The 19,334-nt window shown below is 69.1% G+C and carries 16 protein-coding genes; 9 read left to right on the top strand and 7 right to left on the bottom strand.

Annotated elements, in window-relative coordinates; translation table 11 throughout:
* Positions 1-4: 4 nt before the first annotated feature.
* Genes FHT19_RS11235 through ptsP form a run of 3 tightly spaced genes read right to left on the bottom strand, consistent with a single transcriptional unit; the run spans position 5 to position 5,174 of the window.
* Positions 5-1,654, bottom strand: coding sequence for a fructose-specific PTS transporter subunit EIIC (locus tag FHT19_RS11235; RefSeq protein ID WP_169475190.1), 1,650 nt, complete (start codon positions 1,652-1,654; stop codon positions 5-7).
* A 32-nt stretch (positions 1,655-1,686) separates the two neighbouring features.
* The gene (gene pfkB / locus FHT19_RS11230; RefSeq protein ID WP_169475189.1) at positions 1,687-2,637 is read right to left on the bottom strand and encodes a 1-phosphofructokinase; all 951 of its coding nucleotides are present in this window, start codon (positions 2,635-2,637) and stop codon (positions 1,687-1,689) included.
* Positions 2,637-5,174, bottom strand: coding sequence for a phosphoenolpyruvate--protein phosphotransferase (gene ptsP, locus FHT19_RS11225; protein ID WP_169475188.1), 2,538 nt, complete (start codon positions 5,172-5,174; stop codon positions 2,637-2,639). Before ptsP ends, pfkB begins: the two co-directional genes overlap by 1 nt.
* Positions 5,175-5,344: 170 nt before the next feature.
* On the opposite strand from ptsP, the gene FHT19_RS11220 reads away from it, so the two are divergent.
* Positions 5,345-6,319, top strand: a complete 975-nt coding sequence (locus FHT19_RS11220) for a LacI family DNA-binding transcriptional regulator (protein WP_168557512.1) — start codon at positions 5,345-5,347, stop codon at positions 6,317-6,319.
* A 156-nt stretch (positions 6,320-6,475) separates the two neighbouring features.
* Here FHT19_RS11220 and FHT19_RS11215 read toward each other — a convergent pair whose 3' ends face one another.
* Together FHT19_RS11215 and FHT19_RS11210 are read right to left on the bottom strand one after the other, a co-directional pair.
* Positions 6,476-6,862: a type II toxin-antitoxin system VapC family toxin gene (locus tag FHT19_RS11215; RefSeq protein ID WP_169475187.1), complete on the bottom strand. Its 387-nt coding sequence runs from the start codon at positions 6,860-6,862 to the stop codon at positions 6,476-6,478.
* 9 nt (positions 6,863-6,871) lie between these two features.
* Entirely contained in the window at positions 6,872-7,105 is a 234-nt protein-coding gene (locus tag FHT19_RS11210) for a type II toxin-antitoxin system prevent-host-death family antitoxin (protein WP_169475186.1), read from the bottom strand.
* Between the two features lie 191 nt (positions 7,106-7,296).
* Here FHT19_RS11210 and FHT19_RS11205 point away from each other — a divergent pair, with 191 nt between their 5' ends.
* The 3 genes from FHT19_RS11205 (at position 7,297) to FHT19_RS11195 (ending at position 10,697) form a co-directional block, all read left to right on the top strand.
* A complete protein-coding gene (locus FHT19_RS11205; RefSeq protein WP_169475185.1) occupies positions 7,297-8,376 on the top strand; it encodes a class 1 fructose-bisphosphatase in 1,080 nt (359 codons plus the stop codon).
* A gap of 22 nt (positions 8,377-8,398) precedes the next feature.
* Entirely contained in the window at positions 8,399-9,343 is a 945-nt protein-coding gene (locus FHT19_RS11200; protein ID WP_169475184.1) for a LysR family transcriptional regulator, read from the top strand.
* 136 nt (positions 9,344-9,479) lie between these two features.
* Positions 9,480-10,697: an MFS transporter gene (locus tag FHT19_RS11195; RefSeq protein WP_348981780.1), complete on the top strand. Its 1,218-nt coding sequence runs from the start codon at positions 9,480-9,482 to the stop codon at positions 10,695-10,697.
* 100 nt (positions 10,698-10,797) lie between these two features.
* Here the strand turns inward: FHT19_RS11195 and purU are convergent, their stop codons facing one another.
* Positions 10,798-11,685: a formyltetrahydrofolate deformylase gene (gene purU / locus FHT19_RS11190; protein WP_169475183.1), complete on the bottom strand. Its 888-nt coding sequence runs from the start codon at positions 11,683-11,685 to the stop codon at positions 10,798-10,800.
* A gap of 152 nt (positions 11,686-11,837) precedes the next feature.
* On the opposite strand from purU, the gene FHT19_RS11185 reads away from it, so the two are divergent.
* The 5 genes from FHT19_RS11185 (at position 11,838) to FHT19_RS11165 (ending at position 18,266) form a co-directional block, all read left to right on the top strand.
* Positions 11,838-13,124, top strand: coding sequence for a sarcosine oxidase subunit beta family protein (locus tag FHT19_RS11185; protein WP_169475182.1), 1,287 nt, complete (start codon positions 11,838-11,840; stop codon positions 13,122-13,124).
* 15 nt (positions 13,125-13,139) lie between these two features.
* Positions 13,140-13,403: a sarcosine oxidase subunit delta gene (locus FHT19_RS11180; RefSeq protein ID WP_169475181.1), complete on the top strand. Its 264-nt coding sequence runs from the start codon at positions 13,140-13,142 to the stop codon at positions 13,401-13,403.
* The gene (locus FHT19_RS11175; protein WP_169475180.1) at positions 13,400-16,279 is read left to right on the top strand and encodes a 2Fe-2S iron-sulfur cluster-binding protein; all 2,880 of its coding nucleotides are present in this window, start codon (positions 13,400-13,402) and stop codon (positions 16,277-16,279) included. Before FHT19_RS11180 ends, FHT19_RS11175 begins: the two co-directional genes overlap by 4 nt.
* Before the next feature lies 1 nt (position 16,280).
* On the top strand, positions 16,281-16,784 hold the full coding sequence (locus FHT19_RS11170; RefSeq protein WP_248290451.1) for a sarcosine oxidase subunit gamma family protein: 504 nt from the start codon (positions 16,281-16,283) through the stop codon (positions 16,782-16,784).
* Positions 16,785-16,916: 132 nt separating this feature from the next.
* A complete protein-coding gene (locus FHT19_RS11165; RefSeq protein ID WP_169475178.1) occupies positions 16,917-18,266 on the top strand; it encodes an MFS transporter in 1,350 nt (449 codons plus the stop codon).
* A 4-nt stretch (positions 18,267-18,270) separates the two neighbouring features.
* Here FHT19_RS11165 and FHT19_RS11160 read toward each other — a convergent pair whose 3' ends face one another.
* Entirely contained in the window at positions 18,271-19,332 is a 1,062-nt protein-coding gene (locus tag FHT19_RS11160) for an SDR family oxidoreductase (protein WP_169475177.1), read from the bottom strand.
* Positions 19,333-19,334: the final 2 nt, after the last annotated feature.

Genomic DNA, 19,334 nt, shown 5'->3' with positions numbered 1-19,334 from the left:
GATGTCAGGCGGTGGTCGGAAGCGGGCGGCGCAGCAGCCCGGCCAAAAGCGCGGTGGTCAGCGTGCCTGCGGCAATCGCCAGGGCATAGGCGCCCAGATGCGTCACGGCGCCGGGGATCGGCAGCACGAACACCCCGCCGTGCGGCACGCGCAGTTCCACGCCCATCGCCATGGAAATGGCGCCGGCCAGCGCCGATCCGGCGACGAAGGCGGGGATCATGCGCAGCGGATCGCGCGCGGCAAAGGGGATCGCGCCTTCGGTGATGAAGGCCAGGCCAAGCACCGCCGTGGCGCCGGCGCCATCGCGCTCTTCAGCGGAAAAGCGGTTGCGGAACAGCACGGTGGCGAGCGCGATGCCGAGCGGCGGGGTCATCCCCGCGGCCATCGTCGCGGCCATCGGGGTGTAGACTTGGCTGGCGATCAGGCCGACGGAAAAGGCATAGCTGGCCTTGTTCACCGGCCCGCCCATGTCGAACGCCATCATCGCGCCCAGGATCAGGCCCAGCGCAATCGCGCTCGATCCCTGCATCCCGCGCAGCCATTGTGTGAGGAACGATAGCACCGCCGCAACCGGCGTGCCCACGGCATAGACCATCAGCAGCCCGGTGATCAGCGTGCCGAGCAGCGGCAGGATCAGCATGGGCTTGAGCCCTGCGAGATTGCGCGGCAGGCGGATCGCGCGGTTCAGCGCTTCCACGCCATAGCCGGCGATGAAGCCCGCGACGATCCCACCCAGGAACCCGGCGCCCTGGCTGGCGGCGATCATGCCGCCGATCATGCCCGGCGCGATGCCCGGCCGGTCGGCAATGGAATAGGCGATATAGCCGGCCAGCGCCGGCACGATCAGGGCAAAGCCGCCCTTGGCGCCGATTTCGAACAAAGTGTGCGCCAGCGTGCCGGCGGCGGCATCGTCATTGGCGTGAATGCCGCCCAGCGCAAAGGCCAGCGCAATCAGCAGACCGCCCGCCACCACGAAGGGCAGCATGAACGAAACGCCGGTCATCAGGTGCTTGTAGGGGCCGGTGCGTTCGGCCTTGGCCGGCGCGGCGCCAGCGGTTTGGCCGCCGGCCTGCACGCTGGCTTCGGCCAGAGCGCGGGTGATCAGCGCGGCACCGCCGGTGATCGCGGGCTTGGTATTGCTGGCAAACACGCGCTTGCCGGCAAAGCGGGCGCGGTCCACTTCGCGGTCGGCGGCGATGATAACCACGTGGGCCTCGGCAATTTCCTGGGCCGTCAGCGGCGTGCCGGCGCCCACCGATCCTTGCGTTTCCACGCGGATGGCATGGCCCAGTTCGGCCGCGCCCTGTTGCAGCCCTTCGGCCGCCATGAACGTGTGGGCAATGCCCGTGGGGCACGAGGTGATCGCCACCACGCGCACTTGCTGCGCAGCATTCGGCTGGGCGGAAAGCAGGGCCAGGGCGGCGGCGGGATCGGCCAGCACGGCATCGAGCGCCACCACCTGCGCCGCCTGCGCGGCTTGGGGATGATCGGGCGCGCCCACCAGCAGGGCCGGCGCGGCGGGTGCATCGCCCGCGCTTTCGAGATGCACGTCGATTTCCAGCCCGGCCTCGCGCGCGGCCTTGGCCAGGGCTTGCGCGGCCAGCACCGCTTCCACATCGCGCCCGGGCGCGGCGATCAGCACTTGGTGTTTCATCAGGCTCTATCCCAGGTTCTTTTTGGCGCGCGTCATGGGCGCGGGCCGGTGATCACGTCTTGCGCCAGGGCCAGCACGCTGGCCTTTTCCGGCAGGTTGGGCCCGGCCATGCCCAGCTTGGCCACGGCGAAGGCCGTGGCTAGCCGCGCGGTTTCCGCCAGGCCCAGCCCGGCGACATGCGCGGCGGCCAGCCCCGCCACCATGGCATCGCCTGCGCCCACCGTGCTGGGAATGCCCAGTGGCCCGATCGGGGGCAGGGCCAGGCGCGCATGCATCGCACCATCGCCATTGACGAACAGGGCGCCTTCGCTGCCCATCGACACCACCACCTGGTCAACCCCCCGCGCATGAAGCGCGCGGGCTGCGGCCAGCACGGCGGCGATATCGGGCAGGGGTTCGCCCGCCCAGGCCGCAAGTTCATCGCGGTTGGGCTTGATCACGTGGGGCAGCACCGGCGCGGCCAGCGCGCGCGCCAGCGGTTCGCCGCTGGCATCGAGCAACACATGCACGCCCGCATCGCGCAGCCGCGCCACTTGGCTGGCATAGCAGGCTGGCGGGCAGCCGGGGGGGAGACTGCCCGCCAGCACCGCCATGTCCCCGGCGGCGGCCATATCGGCCAGCCCATCGAGCACGGCGGCAAGGGTTTCGTCGGTCACGGCCAGGCCATCGAGGTTGATGTCGGTCGTGCCGGCGCTATCCACCAGCTTGAGGTTGACGCGCGTGGCGCCATCCACCCGCACCATGGCATCGGTGATCGGCTTGGCGGCAAACAGCGCTTCGAACGGGGCGGCATTGTCGCGGCCCAGCAAGCCATGCGCCGAAACCGCTACGCCCCAATCGGCCAGGCAACTGGCCACGTTGATGCCCTTGCCCCCGGCATTCTGGCGCACGGCGCGGGCGCGGTGGACCTGGCCGGGCACGAGCATATCAAGCGTGATCGTCTCGTCGATCGCGGGGTTGAGCGTAAGCGTATGGACGCGCATCAGGCGGCTCTTTCATCCAGGGCAGGGGCATCCAGCGCGCGCACTTGCGCGGCGCCGGGCTGGGCCAGCGCGCGGCGGGCGAGGTCTTGCAGATCGGGCAGGTTGGCGGCGCGCAGCCGCGCCTTCACGGCGGGAATGTCGCGCGGGGTCATCGAAAGCTCGGTTACGCCAAGCCCGGTGAGCAGCGCTGCGCCGAACGGATCGCCGGCCAATCCGCCGCATACCCCCACCCAGCGGCCATGCGCCGCCGCGCCTTCCACGGTCAGCGCGATCAGGCGCAGCACGGCAGGGTGCAGGCTGTCGGCCTCGGCCGCCAGTTCGGGGTTCTGGCGGTCGATCGCCAGGGTATATTGCGTGAGGTCGTTGGTGCCGATCGAAAAGAAATCGGCATGCTGGGCAAGGGCATGGGCCTGGACCGCAGCGGCGGGCACTTCGATCATGATGCCGATCGGCACCGCCGGTGCATCCAGCTCGGCACGGATTTCCTCGCACCGCGCGCGCAGGCGCTCCAACTCCCAGGCAGAGGTGATCATCGGGAACATGATCGACAAGTCGCCGCCGTGCTTTGCTGCGCGGTAGAGCGCGCGCAATTGCGGATCGAGCAAGTCGGGCCGGCGCAGCAGCAGCCGCGCGCCGCGCACGCCCAGGAACGGGTTTTCTTCCGTTGGCAGGTCCAAGTGCGGCACTTGCTTGTCGCCGCCGATATCGAGCGCGCGCACGATCAGCGGGCGGTCGCCAAGCGCGGCGATCATCGCGCGATAGATCGCTTCCTGCTCGTCCTCGCTGGGCGTGTCGCCGCGTTCCAGGAACAGGAATTCGGTGCGCATCAGGCCCACGCCTTCGGCACCTTCGGCGAGGGCAAAGGGCACCGAATCCGGGCGGTTGACGTTGGCGGCAATGGCCACCTGGTGCCCATCGGTGGTCACCGCCGGGCGGCTGCGTTCGGCCTCCTGCGCCTGGCGGCGGGCGGCGATGCGATCGATCCAGGCTTGCGCGCAGGCCAGGTCGGCCGGCGTGGGATCGAGCCACACGCGCCCCGCATCACCATCGACGATGACTTTGGTTTGTGCGCTCAGCGCCAACAGGTCCTGGCCCACCGCCACCACCGAGGGCAGCCCCAGCGTGCGCGCCAGGATCGCGCTGTGCGACGTCGGCCCGCCCAGCGCCGTGGCAATGCCGGCAACCTTTTCGGGATCGAGCGTTGCCGTATCGGACGGGGAAAGGTCTGCCGCCACCAGGATGCACGAACCCTCGGGCAGCGTATCGATCGAACCGGTCGCGAGGGTGGGATCGAGCGCGGCCAGCACGCGGCGGCCCACATCGTGCAAGTCTGCCGCGCGGGCGGCGAGCACCGGATTGCCCAGCGCGGAAAGCTGCCCGGCAATGCGGCTGACGGCCTGGTGCCACGACCAGGCCACGCCATGCCCTTCGACCATCAACTGGCACGTGAGGGTGATGAGGTCGGTGTCGTCGAGCAGGTCCGCTTGGGCCTTGAAGATCGCGGCATCGCTGGCGCCCAGGCGGCGGGTGGTATCGTCGATCAGCGCGGTCATCTGCGCGCGGGTGCGGCGCAGCGCGTCGTCGAGCATGGCGCCACCCCGGCCCAGGTCCACCGGCTCGTCGGGCACGGAAAGCTCGGCCGCGGCCACGACATGGACCGTGCCGATGGCGAGGCCCGGGCTGGCGGCAACGCCGGCCAGCATGGTGAGCGCCGTTTCCGGCTGCCAGCCGCGCCCGGTGGTCTGCGCGGCGGCGGCCACCTTGGCGGCGGCACGCGCGGCATCTTCCTTTTCGCGCGCGGTCAGACGGCGCACGGCGGCAAGGAACTGGTCCACCGCCGCGCGGCCCTGCGGCCCATCGGCGGAAATGGTGACGGTGTCGCCGCACTTGAGGCCCAGTTGCAGCAGCGACACCAGGCTCTTGGGATCGGCGCTATCGGCCCCGTGGCGCACGCGCAAGGCGGCCGGCGCGGCGCGCGCGGCCTCCATCCATGCCGAGGCGGGGCGCGCGTGAAGGCCGGCGGGATAGTCCACGGTCCACTGCGCCGCATGGGCCAGATCGGCCACCGGAGCCTGCGCGGCAGGCGCGGCGCCATCTTCGCCCAGCGCGGCGGCAATGGCGTGGGGGTCGTCGCTCGCCACCAGCGCGGAAAGGCGTGGCTCGTCCTGGATCAGGCGGGTGAGCCGGCGCAGGATGGCGATGTGGCTGTCGGAATTGGCGGCAATGCCCACGACCAGATGCGCCGTCTGGCCGGGGTTCCATTCCACCCCGTCGCGCAGTTGCAGCACGGCGATGCCGTCGCGGCGCACCAGCCCCTTGTCTTCGCCCAGGCCATGGGGGATCGCCACGCCCGCGCCCAGAAACGTGTTGGCCACGCCCTCGCGCCGCACCATCGAATCTTCATAGCCCGGCGCAACGCAGCCCGCGGCCACCAGCATCTGGCCCACCTGGCGAATCGCGTCTTCCTTGCTGCCGGCCTGCGCGCCGATGCGCACGAGAGCCGCCTCTTCTGGCAAAATCGCGGGGTTGGGCAGCATTTCGGGCCTCTCTCCAGGGGTGCTTGCCGGCGGGCTTGGGCCGCCGCTGTGCCTTCAGAAAACGTTTTCTCATGAATTTTGTCAAGAGGCTTGCGCAAATGGGGGGATTGCGGCCATGTTTGTGCGAAGAACAGGCCAATCGGCCGGGGAGTTGGAGAGAACGTTTTCTGATGGCCGTGGGGATCAAGGATGTGGCGCGGGTGGCCGGCGTTTCGGCGGCCACGGTTTCGCGGGTGCTGGCGGGCAAGGCCGTGGACGCGGCCATGCAGCAGCGCGTGCACGATGCCGTCAAAGTGACGGGCTATCGGCCCAACCTGGCGGCGCGGCGGCTGCGTTCGCAGCATTCCAACGTGATCGGCCTGATCGTGGCCGATATCCGCAACCCGTTCTTCACCGCCGTGTCGCGCAGCGTGGAAACGGTGGCAGCGGCGCGCGGGATGCAGGTGATCTTGTGCAACACCGATGAAGATCCGGCGAAGGAGGCGATGTACCTCGACCTCATGCACCAGGAGCGCGCAGCCGGGGTGATCCTGGCGCCCTCGCGCCAGCGCGTGGCCAGAACCGACCGCCCGGAAGGCGAGCGTCCGGTGGTGCTGATCGACCGCGCGATTCCCGGCGCGGATCTTGATTGCGTGCTGCTCGACAACGAACGCATGGCCGCCGTGCTGGTGGAACATCTGCACGCCCAGGGCCATCGCCGCGTGGCCGGCCTCTTCGGCGCGATGAGCATGACCGGCCACGAACGCCGCGCGGGCTTCGAACGCGCCGCCGCCGCACTCGGCCTGGAAGCCCAGGCCCTGGCCGTGCCGCACAACACCGGAGAAGCCGAACGCGCGCTCGCCGCCCTGCTTTCGGGCCCACAGCGCCCCGATGCCCTGGTGGCCAGCAACGGCGTCATGCTCCTCCACATCCTGCGCGCCTTGCGCGCCCAGGGCCTGTCCGTCCCCGCCGACATCGCGCTGGCCGGATTCGACAACAACGACTGGATGGATTTCGTGGGCAACGGCGGGGGCATCAGCGTGATCGAGCAGCCGGTGGAAGAAATCGGCCGCACCGCCACGACCATGCTGCTCGATCGCCTGGACAATCCGCAAGCGCCCACGCGCAAGGTGGTGCTGGCCGGCAAGCTGGTGGCGCGGGGATAGGGGACGCCTGTCTGCTTCGTCATCCTCGACATGATTTCAAGAGGCAGCCACGGTGCGTGATTTTCGGGTTCGAATCCTCAGCTCTGCATTGACAGCTACTCTGCGAAGTACCCGCCATCGAGCAAGCTATCCCGAATTAAGGTTGCCGAACCGGGTCTACCACACCCTTTGCACGGCAAACCCGTCAAACAGCGCTTCGTTGGACACCAGGGCCATGTCTTCAACCTGGGCCTGGGCGATCAGGAAGCGGTCGAAAGGGTCTTTGTGGGGAATGTTGAGCGCGCCGGCTAAGCGGGCGTGGGCGATGGTGATGGGTAGTTCGGCAAAACCCTGATCGGCCACGATCGCGGTGAAGTCCTGTGCCAGCAGTGCCGCGCTGGGCAGCTTGCCGATGCGAAACTTGGTGGTCACTTCCATTGCCGAGGCTGCGCTGATGAACACGGCATTGGCTTCGTTTGCGATCGCGTCGCGGGCGTGATGGCTCAAGGCGTCATCGCCGGCCAGCCACCAGATCAGCGCATGGGTATCCAGCAGCAGGCGCACGCGCTGATCTCAGCCCAGATCCCATCCTGCCATTTCGTCATCCGGCAGAGGATCGTGAAAGCCGGCGTCCAGGGCAATCTTGCCATGGAGCGCGCCAAAGCGGCGTTGCCCCCGCGGGTTGACCGGCACTAGGCGCACGGCCGGCACATTGCCGCGCGCGATCACCACATCCCCACCAGCCAGCGCATCGGCGATCAGGCGCGACAGGTTGGTCTTGGCATCGTGCACGGAAAACTGGGCCATGGGAGACTCCTTGGCTAAGAATATAGCTAACCTTACCGCGTCGGGCAAGGACCGGCTTGTCCGGATGTGCGCACGCTCGTGCGGCTTTCGCTGCAAAAAAGTGCCCTTTGGCCTTCGCAATTGCACAATTGTTGGCTTAGAGAAGGGCGAACGAACGGCCCGGGCGGGCCATGGCAGGAGAGATTCGCGCGATGACCATCCAGACCCCGGTGCTTGACAGCGCCCCCGCCGCATCGGCTCCGGCCCCGGCGCCCAATCCGCAATCGGGGCAGCCGGTCACGCTCACCCGCTTTCTGATCGAGCAGCAGCGGCGGCCGGATTCGCCGTGCCCGGCGGGCCTGCGCCTCTTGCTGGAAACCGTGGCGCGCGCGTGCAAGGCGATCAACTTTGCCATTTCCAAGGGCGCCCTGGGCGATGTGCTGGGTTCGCTCGGCAACGAGAACGTGCAGGGCGAAGTGCAGAAGAAGCTGGACGTGATCGCCAACGACCTGCTGCTCGATGCCAACGAATGGGGCGGGCAGCTGGCTGCCATGGCCTCTGAGGAAATGGAGACGCTGCATCCCATTCCCGGCCGCTTTCCCAAGGGCGAATACCTGCTGACCTTCGATCCGATCGACGGATCGAGCAATATCGACGTGAACCTTTCGGTCGGCACGATCTTTTCGGTGCTGCGCGCGCCCGATGCCTGCGCCGGGCGCGACGTGACCGAGGCGGATTTCCTCCAGCCTGGTGCGGAGCAGGTGGCGGCCGGCTATGCCATCTATGGCCCGCAGACGCTGCTGGTGCTGACCGTGGGCACGGGGGTCTATGAATTCACGCTCGATCGCGAGATCGGTTCGTGGCGACTCACCGACGGGCCGATGCAGATGCCGCGCGGCAACCGCGAATTTGCCGTCAACATGGCGCGACGCCGCCAGTGGTCGCCCCACGTCGCGCAGTATATCGAAGAACGCATCTGTGGCACCGAAGGACCGCTGGGCGTGGATTACAACATGCGCTGGCCCGCCTCGATGGTGGCCGACGTGCACCGCATCATCAAGCGCGGCGGGGTGTTCCTCTATCCGGCGGATTCGCGCAATCCGGGCAAGGCGCGCCTGCGCCTGCTCTATGAAGCCAACCCCATGGCGTTCCTGATCGAGCAGGCGGGCGGCGCGGCCAGCAACGGCACGGCGCGCATTCTCGACCTGATGCCCACCAGCCTGCACGAGCGGGTGGGCGTGATCCTGGGTGATCCGGCCGAAGTGGCCGCGGCCAGCGAACCCCAGGGCTGAGGCCCCAAAAGGGCGCGGCGCCATGGACATGTTCGCCGCGCTGGGTGCCTTTGTGGCGGTGGTGGACGAGGGCGGCTTTGCCCCGGCCGCGCGCCGGGCGGGGCAGGCGACATCCTCGTTCACCCGCCATGTCGATGCGCTGGAGGCCGCGCTGGGCACGCGGCTCTTGCAGCGCACCACGCGGCAGGTGACGCTGACCAGCGCGGGGGAAGCCTATTACCCCCAGGCGCGCGCCATCCTGGACCAGTTGGCCGAGGCGAACCGCGCCGCGCGCGAGGGGGCAGGCGCGGCGCGCGGGCTGCTCAGGGTGAGCCTGCCGGTCACGTTTGCGCGGCTCCACGTGACGCCCTGGCTGCCAGCCTTCCTGGCCGCCCATCCCGACATCGCGCTGGACGTGAGCGTGACGGACAGCGTGCTCGACCTGGCGGCGCAGCGCATCGATGTGGCGCTGCGACTGGGCGTGCTCGATTCCTCCAGCCTGATCGCGCGGCGGCTGGCGCCGCAGCGCCGCGTGGTCTGCGCCAGCCCCGCCTATCTTGCCGCCCATGGCACGCCCGGCAGCCCTGCCGACCTGGAAAGCCATGCCTGCCTTACTTTTGCCTTTGCCGATGGCGAGCGGCGCTGGCGGTTGAGCCGCGATGGCCAGCACCAGTGGGTGCGGGTGACGGGCCCGTTGCGCACCAACCATGCCGACACCATTCGCGAAGGCGCGCTGGCCGGGGTGGGGCTGGCGCTGCTGCCCACCTGGCTGGTGGGGGAAGAGATCGCAGCCGGGCGCCTGGTGGCGGTGCTGGGCGGCTGGCAAGCCGATATCGCGCGGCCCGGCGCGCTGCCGCTGGGCGACGTGGGCATTCATGCCGTGACTCTGCCCGATCGGCGCGGGATGGCCAAAGTCCGCCTGTTCGTGGATTTCCTGGCGGCGCGGTTTGGCACGCCGCCGTACTGGGAGCGCGGGCTGACGGGGTGAGCGTTGCGCTATATGCAATGGTGACTGCCAAAATGGGTGGATTATCATTGCGGCGGGCTTGGGGCATAGCGCTGGCAACCAAGCGTGGCAGCAACCGTTTCCCCCTCGGTCTGCCCAACAGGAAAGAGCCCTGATCATGTCGGAAACGATCCTGGCCGGCGCGCCCCCGCGCCCGGCACACCCGTCGCTCCCGCCCGCCTCGCGTCCCACGCTGGGCGCGGGCCTGACTCTGGCGATGGCGGCCACGACCGGCCTTGGCGTGGCCAATATCTATTACAACCAGCCGATGCTCGGCCTGATCGAGGTGAGCATGCCAAGCGCGCTGACCGCGCTGGTGCCCACGGTGACGCAGCTCGGCTATGCACTGGGGCTGTTCCTGCTGGTGCCGCTTGGCGACCGGGTGGAGCGGCGGGCGCTGATCGTCACGCAATTCCTGCTGCTGTCGGTGGCGCTGGTCCTGGCCGCGATCGCTCCGTCGCCCGCGCTCTTGCTGGGCGCCTCGCTCCTCCTGGGCGCACTGGCCACCGTGGCGCAGCAGATCGTGCCGTTTGCCGCGCACCTTGCCCCGCCCGAACGCAGCGGGGCGGTGATCGGCAAGGTCATGGCGGGGCTGCTGTGTGGCATCCTGCTCAGCCGCACGCTGGCCGGGTTCGTGGCCCAGCATGCCGGCTGGCGCGCGATGTTCTGGCTTGGCGTGCCGCTGGCGCTGATCGCGGCGGCGATCCTGCGCGCGATGCTGCCCAAATCGGCAGCCGGGCAGGGGCCGCGCTATCCGCAGCTGCTTGCTTCGCTGTGGCACTTGTGGCGTGCGCACCGCGCGCTGCGCCTGGCCACGATCACGCAGGGCCTGCTGTTTGCCGCATTCAGCGCGTTCTGGAGCATCCTCGCGCTGCGCCTGGCGCAAGTGGGCGAAGGGCCGAGCGTGGCTGGGCTGTTTGGCGTGATCGGCGCGGTGGGCATCCTGGCTGCGCCACTGGCTGGCCATGTGGCCGACCGGCGCGGGCCCCATGCCACGATCGTGGCGGGCGTGGCGCTGATGGTGGTGGCATGGGCCATTGCCATGGCCTTTCCGGGATTGGTGGGCCTGGCGTTGGCCTGCATCGTGCTGGACCTGGCGGTGCAGAGCGCGCTGATCTCGCACCAGCATATCGTCTATGCCCTGGACCAGGGCGCGCGGGCACGGCTCAACACCCTTTTCATGGGCGGCATGTTCCTGCTGGGCGCGGCGGGGTCTGCCCTGGCGGCACTGGCCTGGCATGGCGCCGGCTGGACCGGGGTGAGCGGCTTGGGCCTGGCGCTGGGCGTGGGTGGCGGCATTGCCAACTGGCTGGCACGGCGGCCACGTAACGCCTGAAAAAGGTATGCACGGCAATAGGATATCGGATTTCCCCGGGGAAACCTTGCGGTTTCTCCGGGTTTTCCATGGAAAATGCTGCACTGCACAATAAAGCTGTTCAGCCGAACACGATAGTCTTGTTGCCGTTGACCATCACGCGGCGTTCGATGTGCCAGGATACCGCGCGGGCGAGCACCTGGCATTCCACGTCGCGGCCCAGGGCGACCAGCGTTTCCGGCGCGTGGACGTGGGTGACGCGGCGTACGTCCTGTTCGATGATCGGGCCTTCGTCCAGGTCCGTCGTCACATAGTGCGCGGTGGCGCCGATGATCTTCACGCCGCGTTCGTGCGCCTGGTGATAGGGCTTGGCGCCCTTGAAGCTGGGCAGGAAGCTGTGGTGAATGTTGATGCAGCGCCCCGCCACTTTTTCGCAGAGCATGGGCGAAAGGATCTGCATGTAGCGCGCCAGCACGACGAGATCGGGGTCCGTCTGGTCGATCAGCGCGGCAAAGCGGGCTTCCTGCGCGGCCTTGCCATCGGGCTTCATCGGCAGGTGGTGATAGGGAAGGCCGCTCCATTCCACGAAGCTGCGCATGTCATCGTGGTTGGAAACGACGCCGACGATGTCCACCGGCAGCAGCCCGGCGCGCCAGCGGTGGAGCAGATCGAACAGGCAGTGCCCGAATTTCGACACCGCAAGCAACAGGCGCGGGCGGCGCGCCATGTCGTGCAGCGACCAGTCCATGGCAAAGCGTGCGGCAATCGGCGCGAAACGCTGGCGCAGCAGGTCCACATCCGGCAGCGGCACGCCATCACCGGCAAAGGCGGTGCGCATGGCGAAGAGGCCCGAGGTGCCATCGTTGAAGTGGTTGGATTCGGTGATCGTGGCGCCCTGTTCGGCCAGGAATCCGGCCACGGCGGCCACGATACCGCGCTGGTCGGCGCAGCGCAGCAGCAGCACGTGCCCCGGCGTGGCGCCGGTGGCGGGATCGACAATTCCGGTCATGCGTGTGTTTCCCCCGGCGCGGCCGATGGTGCCGCGCGTTCAGCCCGTGCAAAGGCCGGTCCGCGCGCGATTTTGGCAAATCACATTTTCGGCCGCGCGGATGACATTTTTAGACGCGACGCCGTGGCACCGTGCCCCTTACGCATGGTGTTGTGACAGGAACTGCATCCCACTTCCCGGCCAAGAGCCGCTATTCCGCGCTGGCGCTGTTGCGCGGCGCGCTGGGCGGGCATCGCCACTGGGGCCGCGCCTGGCGCGCGGCAGAGCCCAAGCCCAGCTATGACGTGGTGATCATCGGCGGCGGGGCGCATGGGCTGGCCACCGCCTATTACCTTGCCAGCCAGCATGGCATCCGCCGCGTGGCGGTGGTGGAAAAGGGCTGGATCGGCGGCGGCAACACCGGGCGCAACACCACCATCGTGCGATCGAACTATCGCCAGGCGCCCTTGCAGCGGCTGCTGGAGCATTCGCTGCGGCTGTGGGAGGGCCTTTCCGACGAATTGAATTACAACGTGATGTTTTCCCCGCGCGGGGCGCTGTTCCTGGGGCATTCGGATGCCGACATGACGCGGCTGGCGGAGCGCGGCGACAGTTTGCGGGCCATGGGCATCGACGCCGAATTGATGAGCGTGGACGCGGTGCGCCGGCTGGTGCCGCTGCTCGATTTTTCGCGCGCGGCGCGCTGGCCGATTGCGGGCGGGCTGATCCAGCATCGCGGCGGCACGGCGCGGCACGATGCGGTGGCCTGGGGCTATGCCCGCGCCGCAGACAATCTGGGCGTGGACATTATCGAGAATTGCGAAGTCATTGGCTTTACCCGCGAGGGCGACGCGGTGACTGGCATCGAAACCACGCGGGGGCGTATCGCGGCGGGCAAAGTGGCGATCTGCGTGGCGGGCAACAGCGGCCATGTGGCGGGCTTGGCCGGGGTGCGCCTGCCGATCGAGAGCCATACCTTGCAGGCCTATGTGACCGAGCCGGTCAAGCCGATGATCGACACGGTGATCATGTCGCAATCGCTGCATTGCTATATCTCGCAATCCGACAAGGGCGGGATCGTGGCCGGGGGCGATCCCGATGGCTTTCCCAGCTATGCCCAGCGCGGCCAGCCGGTGCGGCTGGAACATGCGATTGCCCAGGCGATTGCGCTGGTGCCCGCCCTCAGCCGCTTGCGCATGGTGCGCTGCTGGTCTGGGGTGACCGACATGAGTTTCGATGGTTCGCCGATCATCGGGGACCTGCCCTTGCGCAACCTGCATCTCAACGGCGGCTGGTGCTATGGCGGGTTCAAGGCGACGCCGGGTTCGGGGCATCTCTATGCCTATCACCTCGCCACCGGGCAGCCGCACCCGATTGCCGCGCCGTTCGACCTCGCGCGCTTTGCCCAGGGGCGCACCATCGACGAAGCGGGCGTCGGCCCGATGCCGCAGCACCGCTAGGGGGAGCGCAAGGCCATGATGCTGATCCACTGCCCCCATTGCGGGCCGCGCGCGCAGGAAGAGTTCACCTATGAACGCACGCGCGACAGCGTGGTGCAGCTGGACCAGGCGCCCGATGTGGCCATGGCCGCGCTTTATTCCCGCACCAACCCGCGCGGGGAGGAAAACGAGATCTGGCGCCACACCTTGGGCTGCCGGGGCTGGCTGGAACTGCGGCGCGACCGGATGAGCCATGCCATCGTGGCGGTGCGGCCCCTGGGCGTGCAGGTGCTGCCATGAATGGGGAAACGGTGCAGTTCACCTTTGACGGCAAGCGCTATACCGCGCGCGCCGGGCAGACGTTGGCCGCCGCGCTGCTGGACAACGGCGTGGCCGTGGTGGCGCGCAGTTTCAAGTATCACCGTCCGCGCGGCATCATGGCCGCCGGGGTGGAGGAACCATCGGCGCTGGTGACTGTGGGTGAAGGCGGGCGGGCCGAGCCTAACACCCGCGCGACCGACGTGTTCGTCTATCAGGGCCTTGTGGCGCGCAGTCAGAATGCCTGGCCCAGCCTGGCGTTCGATGTGGGCGCGGTTAACGGCCTTGTTGCGCGGCTGATCCCGTCGGGCTTTTATTACAAGACGTTCTTCGGGCCGCCCAAGCGCTGGATGGTTTACGAACGCTTCATCCGCAAGGCGGCGGGGCTTGGCCCGGCGCCGCAACAGGCCGATCCCGATGCCTTCGACCATCGCGCCGCGTTTTGCGACCTGCTGGTGGTGGGCGCCGGGCCGGCGGGGTTGGCCGCGGCGCTGGGGGCGGTGCAGGCCAGGCAACGCGTGGTGCTGGTGGAACAGGACCGCCTGGCCGGCGGTGCGCTGCTGCGCGAAGACCTGCGGATCGACGGTGCGGCCGGGGCGGAGTGGGCGCAGGACGCGGTGGCGCGGATCGTGGCTGGCGGCGGGCGCGTGTTGCTGCGCGCCACGGCGACCGGCTATTGGGACGGCAATCTGGTGAGCGTGGTGGAGCGGCTGGCCGAGCCGGGGCAGGCGCCCTCGCGTGCCGATGCGCCGGTCCAGCGCCTGTGGAAAGTGCGCGCGGGCCGGGTGATCCTGGCGACCGGCGCGATCGAGCGGCCGCTGGCCTTTGGCGGCAACGACCGGCCCGGCGTGATGCTGGCGCAGGCGGTGCGCCACTATGTGCGGCGCCATGGCGTGGTGCCGGGCCGCCGCGCCGTGGTGGCGACGAGCAACGACGATGGCTATCGCACCGCCTTTGCCCTGGCCGATGCCGGGGCGCAGGTGGTGGCCGTGCTGGACAGCCGCGCCGCGCCTGCTGGCCCGTTGGCGGAGCAGGCGCGCGCGCGGTTTGCCGTGCTGGCCGATGCCCGGCCGATCGACACGCGGGTGCGTGGGAAGAGGCTTTGCGCCGTGATTGCGCAAGTGGGCGGGAGCGAGCAGCGCTTTGCCGCCGATCTGCTGGCGATGTCGGGCGGGTTCACCCCGGTGGCGCATCTGCACAAGCAGGCGGGCGGCGATCTGGCCTGGGACGCGGCGACGCAGGCCTTCGTGCCCGGCGCGGCGCGGCAGGCGCAGGCGAGCATTGGCGCGGCGGCGGGCGGGCATGACCTGGCCGCGATCCTGGCGCAAGGCTGGCAGGCCGGTGGCGGCGATGCGCGCATGTTTGCGGTGGACGATCCGCTGGGCATGGGCACGCCGGCCGAAGCGGCGACGGTGCCCGACACCATACGCGGCAAGGCTTTCGTCGATTTCCAAAACGATGTTTCGCTCGGCGATATCGATCTGGCCTGGCGCGAGGGCTATCGCTCGGTCGAGCACCTCAAGCGTTATACCACGCTGGGCATGGGCACCGACCAGGGCAAGACCGGCAACATGGCCGCGCTGGGCCGATTGGCGCAGGCGCAGGGGGTGGACATTCCGCAGGCCGGGCTGACCACGTTTCGCCCGCCTTATACCCCGACCACGCTGGGCGTGTTTGCCGGAGCCGCGGTGCGCGATCATGCCGGGCCGGTGCGCAAGCTGCGCCTGCACGCGGAGCATGACCGCCAAGGCGCGGCGTGGCAGCCGGTGGGATACTGGTTCCGCCCGCGCAGCTATCCGCAGGTGGGCGAAAGCCTGGGCGAGGCCAGCCTGCGCGAGGCGCGGATGGTGCGGCAAAGCGCGGGAATCGTGGACGTATCCACGCTGGCGACGTTCGAGGTGGCCGGGCCGGATGCCGCAGCGCTGCTGGAAATGGCCTGCGCCACGGCCATCGGGCGGCTGGCGGTGGGGCGTGGGCGCTATACCGTGATGCTGCGCGAAGACGGTATGGTGATGGACGATGGCACCGCCTGGCGCCTGGACGAGCAGCGCTATCTGCTGACCAGCTCCACCGGCGGGGCGGACCGCATGGCACAGCACTTGTCGTGGCTGCGCAATGTCATGGCCCCGCAGCTGAAAGCGAGCGTGGTCAATGTGCAGGAGCATTACGGCGCCGTGGCGCTGGCCGGGCCGCGCGCGGCGGCGGTGCTGGCCGGCCTGACCGGCGCAGCGGCGCCCGCGCATATGCATTGCGCGCAAGGGCAGATCGCCGGGATCGACGTGCTGCTGCTGGCGGCGAGCTATAGCGGAGAGCGCGCGTTCGAAGTCTATGCGCCGGGGCATCACATGCCCGCGCTGTGGCAGGCGCTGCACCGGGCGGTGGTTGCGGCCGGTGGCGGTGCCTATGGCCTTGATGCCATGGACCATCTGCGCGTGGAAAAGGGCCATGTGGTGATCGGCGCCGAAGTGGACGGGCGCGTGACCGCCGCCGATATCGGCCTGGGCGGTATGCTGCGAAAGCAGGGCGGATTTGTCGGCTGGCAGGCGCTGCAGCGCCCGGTCCTGGCCACGGCCGCAGGGCGGCGGCACTTGGTGGGGCTGACCGTGCTGGACGGGCAGGCCCTGCCCGAAGGCGCGATGCTGGTGCTGCGCGAGGGAGAGGAGCCGCTGGGCCATGTGACCACGGCGGCGCCGAGGGTTGCGGGCGAGGGGTGGATCGGCCTGGCGCTGTTGACCGATGGCGCTTCGCGGCATGGGCAGGAATTGCTGGCTTGGTCTGCCACGCGCGGGGCCACGGTGCGGGTGCGGGTGGGCGATCCGGTGTTCTACGATCGGCAAGGGGCGCGCTATCGTGACTGAGATGATCGTTGGCGATGCAGGCGATGTGCTGGCGCTGGAACTGTGGGATGGTGCTGGCGCCGGGCCGGTGGCGGCGGCCCTGGGCTTTGCCCTGCCGACGGCGGGATGCAGCGCGGGCGACGATGTTTGCCGGGCCATGCGGTTCGAGCCCAATGTCTGGCTGGTGGAAGGCAGCGGCGTGGATGCCCGCGCCCTGGCCGCTGCGGTGGCGGGCCATGGCGCGGTAACGGCGATTGGCGGCGGGCTGGTGCGGGTCACTTTGCGCGGGGCTGCCTGGCGCGCCCTGTTGATGCACGATGGCGTGTTCGATGCCGAAGACGTGGGCTTTGGGCCGGGGCGCACGGCGGCGACGGTGATCGCGCATGTGGCGGTGCGGCTCCATGTGGTGCGCGAGGACCGCTGCGATGCGCTGGTGCCGGCCAGCCTGGCCGATGGGTTGCTGGCGCGCTGGCGACAGGCTGCGTGGGGGCTTCGACAAGCTCAGGGCGAACGGGGGAGAAGTTGATTGATCGAATCCGAGGTAACGGAAAACCTTGGAATGCTGCTTTGCCGGGGCAACAAGGCCGGGCTTCGGAATGACGGGAAAATGCGTGTATGGGCAGGCCTGCATTCAAATGGCCGCCGGGGAGAAACGAGCATGCGCGATGGTGAAGCAATTCTGCCCCCGGCACCCCCGGTGATCGGCCAGAGCGCGGCGGAGGCGGCGCGGCAGTGGTATGTGCTGGTGCTGCTGTCGCTGGTCTATGCGATGAACATTGCCGATCGCTATGTCATCACCACGGTAATGGAATCGATACGGCTGGATCTGAAGCTGACCGATTCGGGCGTGGCGCTGCTGACCGGCGTGGCCCTGGCGCTGTTCTATGTCACCATCGGCATTCCAGTTTCGGCGTTGGCTGACCGGTTCAGCCGGCGCAACATCATTTCGGGCGCGCTGCTGCTGTGGTCGGGCCTTACCGTGCTGACCGGGCTTTCTTCCACATTTGGCCAGATGCTGCTGGCGCGGATCGGGGTGGGGATTGGCGAGAGCGGGGGCACGCCGCCGTCCACCTCGATGCTGGCGGACTACTTCCGCCCGGCGCAGCGGCCGGCGGCGCTGACGGTCTATGCCCTCGGTTCATGCCTGGGGGCGTGGATCGGGGCGGACGTGGCCGGGCGCGTGGCCGATTTGTATGGCTGGCGCCATGCGTTCCTGGCGCTGGGCGTGCCGGGCGTGGCGCTGGCGGCGCTGATCTTTTTCACGGTGCGCGAACCGCGCCGGGGGGCGATGGATGCGCCGCGCGCGGCCGATGCGCCGCCGGCCGCGCCGCGCCTGCCGCTGTGGCGCGCGCTGGCATTCCTGCTGCGCCAGCGCGCCACCATGCACCTGATGATGGGCGGGGCGGTGACGGCGCTGTGGGGCTGGGGCCTGATGTGGTGGACGCCCACCTATCTGCAACGCGCCTATGGCCTTTCGGCCGGGCAGGCGGGCGAGATCCTGGGGCCGATGCACCTGATCGCCGGCAGCCTGGCGACGGTGGCCACGGCGGTGCTGATGGCCAGCCGCGTGATGGCCGATCCGCGCCGCGTGCTGATCCTCATGGCGGTGGTGGTGGCGGTGATCACCGTGCCCTCGTTCTTCATCTATTGGACGCATGACCTGGGCGTGGCCAAGGCCTGCCTGTGGCTGTTCGTGCCGGCGATGTATTTCTACATCGGCCCCTCGTTCGGCCTGTTGCAGAACATCGTGCCCGCGCAGATGCGCGCCACCGCCTGCGCATTGACGCTGCTGATGGCCAACATCGCCAACCTGGTGATCGCGCCGCAGTTTGTGGGCTTGGTGAGCGACCACGTGGCCGGTGGCCACGGCGCGGACGCGGCATCGCTGCGGGTGGCGCTGCTGATCCTGGCGCCCACCGGGCTGTGGGCCGCGTGGCATTACTGGGCCGCCACGCGCGGCATCCTGGCCGAACAGGCGCGCGCCACCGCAGGTGATACGCTGGGTTGAGCGCCTAGGGAATCAGCCGTTCGGCGCGAAGCTGGCGGAACAGGTCGAAAAAGGCGGCATCGGTCTGCTGGTAGGCGGCAAAGCCCAGCGCGCGCGAGCGGGCCATGTCGGTCACAACCTCGATCGGGCGGCCCAGATCGGCATCGGTGTGCCAGGGGGAGGCGAGGCGGGCGAGATCGGGTTCGACCAGTCCTTCGCGCGCGGCGATGGCGCGCCAGGCCGGGGCGTCGTCGGCCATCTGATCGGCCAGGGGGCGCACGGTACCATCGAACGCGGCCGCGTCGAGCCCGAACCATTGCGCCAGGCGCGGCCACATCCAGCGCCAGCGGAAGACATCGCCGTTGGCGCAATTGAACGCCTGGTTGGCGGCCTCTGGCGTGGTGCTGGCCCACAGCAACTGGTGGGCGAGCTGGCGCGCGTCGGTCATGTCGGTCAGGCCGTTCCATTGCACCGCCGATCCGGGGAAGCGGAACGGGCGGCCCAGTTCGCGGCACAGCGTGGCATAGACGGCCAGCGTGGTGCCCATGTTCATGGCATTGCCCACGGCCTTGCCGATCACCGTGTGCGGGCGGTGCACGCTCCAGGCAAAGCCATCGCGCGCGGCGGCGGCGAAAAGTTCGTCTTCCTGGGCATAATAGAAGTTGTCGATCGGCAGGCGCGGCTGGTCTTCGCGAAACGGGGTATCGGGCAGGTTGCCCTGGCCATAGGCCTCGAACGGGCCGAGATAGTGCTTGAGCCCGGTGACCAGCGCCACGTGGCGCACACTCTTCGACCACGCCACCCCGTCGAGCAGGTTGCGCACCATGGCGGCGTTGACGGCAATGTTTTCCCGTTCGGTCGGGCGGCGCAGCCAGGTGGTGATGAACACCGCATCGGGCGCGTGGCCGGCCAGGGCGGCGGCGGTGGCGGCGCTGTCGGTCAGGTCTGCGGCAACGGGTTCGACGCCGGGCAGCGGCAAGGGATTCCGCGCCAGGCCCAGCACGCGCCAGCCCCGGGCGTGCAGCAGGCCGGCAATGGCCTGGCCGGTGATGCCGGTGGCCCCGGCCACAAGGGCAGTCTTGGTCATCG

The sequence above is a fragment of the Novosphingobium sp. SG919 genome, assembly GCF_012932495.1.
Lineage (GTDB): Bacteria > Pseudomonadota > Alphaproteobacteria > Sphingomonadales > Sphingomonadaceae > Novosphingobium > Novosphingobium rhizosphaerae.
The sequence above is the reverse complement of the archived record's forward strand: the minus strand, read 5'-3'. Positions and strand labels throughout refer to the sequence as shown.